This window comes from Wolbachia endosymbiont of Nomada ferruginata, from assembly GCF_001675785.1.
Lineage (GTDB): Bacteria > Pseudomonadota > Alphaproteobacteria > Rickettsiales > Anaplasmataceae > Wolbachia > Wolbachia pipientis.
On the sequence record NZ_LYUY01000137.1, the window covers coordinates 1 to 2427 of the forward strand.

Consider the following 2427-nt stretch of genomic DNA (forward strand, 5'->3'; position numbering starts at 1 on the left):
TTGGATAATTTAATGATAAAAAATTTAGAGAGAAATTTTATACACTATCGCTGATATTTTTCCTTAAGTTGACGCCATTGTCTGAACGGTTACGGTTTCCCGTCTTCACCATGCTGTATAGAAAAAAGTCTGGATTCCAATTTGCATGACAATATGGAGTATCTGCTTCTTTCATCCCAGTGGGATCTTTTATTCCATTTTATCAACAGTTTGTTTTGCAGTATCAAACAATTTTAATCCTATAATCCCGAATGTAACTAAAATAAAGCATATTACTTCGAATAAATTAACTGGTTCATCAAATAGGTAAACTCCAAGTATCGAAGCTCCTATAGCGCCCACTCCAGTCCAAATTGCATAGCATACTCCGATAGGTATAGAACGTGTAGCGAGCGAAAGTAAATATGTACTAAGAGCCATGGAGAGTATGCTAATTATTGATGGTACGAGATGAGTAAATCCATAACTATGCTTAAGTGTTATGACCCAGAACACTTCAATTAGTGACGATAAGAGTAAATATATCCAATTCATGCATAAACTTTAGGTTTAAATAGAGAGCTTTAGCCCTATGGTTCCTATTACAATTAAAACGATACATAAAACTTGAGATAAATTAATATTCTCTGTGAAAGTGGTTGCACCAATTATAGTTATTCCAATTGTGCATATTCCAGAGGAAACTGCATAGCATACCCTAATAGGTAGAAAGCATGCTGCAAGAGATAAAAAGTAAATGCTAATGATCATAATTACCAATGTTGCAATCGAAGGCACAACCTTAGTAAAACTGTTACTAAACTTTAGCGTTACAGCCCACAGTATCTCTAGGATACTAGACAGCAACAAATATAACCAGCACATTTTCGTAACATTTCAATCTTGTATTGTAACAGAAATTGTTAGTTAAAACTACACTAAAGTGCAATAAATCTCTCTTTCGAAATTGCTTTAATATCAAACTTAAAATAACATCCTAAAAAACTTTTCTACGAAATTCAATTCCTGCACGTCATTTGCTGCATAAAGTGGTGTAGTTTGTTGCTCAATACCTGGTATTTCTACAAAAACTTTGCCCACTTCTTGACCTTTTTTAATGGGTGCAGGTATCATATCTTTATATTCAATACGCACCTTAATTTGGTCATGCAATTTGCGGTTGTAAGTTATGGTAACATCGTTTGTAACTGTAATAGGCACTTTTCTATCTTTTCCATAGAGAACATTTACTTCCTCAACTACGCTGTCTTTAACGAATATTTTCTTAGTGTTAAAATGATTTAAGGAGTATTGTATCAATCTTTTTGCTTCTTCTATTCGCTCTTTCTCAGTGTTTAAACCATTTACGACAGCAAAAATTCTCCTATCATTTCGTTTTGCAGATGCTACAATGCCGTAACCACCAGCATTTGTATAACCGGTTTTTAAGCCATCAACCCCAATATCGTGAAAAAGTAGAAGATTTTTATTCTTTTGTACAATTTCATTATATGTCAAATATTGTTCGGAAAATAAATCATAATATTCAGGAAAATCGGTGAAAATCCTTTTTGCCAGCATTACCAAGTCTTTTGCGTTCATAAAATGATCTTCATCTGGCCACCCGCTTGAGTTGACAAAATGACTGTCATTCAGATTCAAATTTTGTGCAACTTCATTCATTTCAGCCACAAAATTCTCTTCTGATCCTGCAATGCCCTCGGCTAGTGTTATGCAGGCATCATTGCCTGAGACTATTGTAATTCCTTCAAGTAATTCCCTCACCGTAACGGATTGACCTTCTTTCAAAAACATAGAAGAGCCTCTCCTTTCCCACGCTTTTCTACTTACTCGAAATTTATCCTCCATGTGTATTATTCCAGCTTTTAGATAATCGAAGGTTATGTATAAAGTCATTAACTTGCTCATTGAAGATGGGGCCATTTTTTCATCGGAATTATGGTCAAAAATGAACGAGTCTGAAGCTAAATCTAAGACTACTGCTTGCTTTGCTTTGGTTCTAAACTGGTATGAGTATGAAGAAAAAGGAAGTATAAAAACTAATAGCAAAATTACCAATCTGCTTAACATATTTATAATTTTAAATTTACAGTGCACTAATTAATAGTATGATTTTACAGGGGCATTTCAATAGATCTCTTGCATAAAAATTCCTTGACAAACTCCGCCAGCCCCCTTATCATGAAACTGAAGCTATTTATTTATCTTCTCTGTACAGATTAAATGACAAAAAAACTCACGTATCTGGCGTCTCATGTTTAATTTTTTGCACTATGTGCACCTTATGTCTTTATAAAACTTCTACCTACATAAGCTGAAACGCGCTTATAAAGCGTTTAAAACATAAAAAAACGCCAACTTAAAAAATGGATAGTGAATAACTAGCTACCCTAGGGTTTCTTTTGCCTTTTTTTCTGTTTAGTAAAT

4 protein-coding genes are annotated in these 2427 nt (G+C 33.9%); all 4 read right to left on the minus strand.

All coding sequences use genetic code 11. From position 1 onward, the window contains the following. Positions 1-37 precede the first annotated feature (37 nt). Positions 38-175: a hypothetical protein gene (locus BA053_RS07745; RefSeq protein WP_156518110.1), complete on the minus strand. Its 138-nt coding sequence runs from the start codon at positions 173-175 to the stop codon at positions 38-40. A 14-nt stretch (positions 176-189) separates the two neighbouring features. Then, the gene (locus BA053_RS05970; protein ID WP_006279756.1) at positions 190-534 is read right to left on the minus strand and encodes a DMT family transporter; all 345 of its coding nucleotides are present in this window, start codon (positions 532-534) and stop codon (positions 190-192) included. A 15-nt stretch (positions 535-549) separates the two neighbouring features. After that, entirely contained in the window at positions 550-864 is a 315-nt protein-coding gene (locus BA053_RS05975; RefSeq protein ID WP_007548371.1) for a DMT family transporter, read from the minus strand. A gap of 99 nt (positions 865-963) precedes the next feature. Further along, positions 964-2070 (minus strand): D-alanyl-D-alanine carboxypeptidase family protein, encoded by a 1107-nt coding sequence (locus BA053_RS05980; protein ID WP_065095446.1) that lies wholly within the window; start codon positions 2068-2070, stop codon positions 964-966. Between the last annotated feature and the right edge of the window lie 357 nt (positions 2071-2427).